Raw genomic sequence first — 246 nt, forward strand, 5'->3', positions numbered from 1 at the left:
GTTCCTGGCCCTTGCGGTCTTCGATGCGCAGTTCGTTGTAGCCGCCACCGCCCGGGCTGCTCAGGGTCTTGAACACCGTGCGGGTCTTGTTCGCCGGCAGGTCGTAAGGAACCTGATGCTCCTTGTGGTAGAGGCAGCCGGTGACCAAGGGCTGGTCGGGATCGCCTTCGAGGAAGGTGACCAGCACTTCCATGCCGACCCGCGGGATCGCGATGCCGCCGTAGCGGTCGCCGGCCCAGCTGGAGG

Annotated in this window: 1 protein-coding gene; it reads right to left on the reverse strand. The window is 66.3% G+C overall.

The window, feature by feature from the left end; translation table 11 throughout:
• The coding region (locus AAEZ09_RS28925; protein WP_350601756.1) for a phage baseplate assembly protein V at positions 1–246 on the reverse strand (246 nt) is incomplete at both ends.

Origin of the sequence: Pseudomonas sp. 65/3-MNA-CIBAN-0223, from assembly GCF_040310425.1 — a bacterium.
Lineage (GTDB): Bacteria > Pseudomonadota > Gammaproteobacteria > Pseudomonadales > Pseudomonadaceae > Aquipseudomonas > Aquipseudomonas gregormendelii.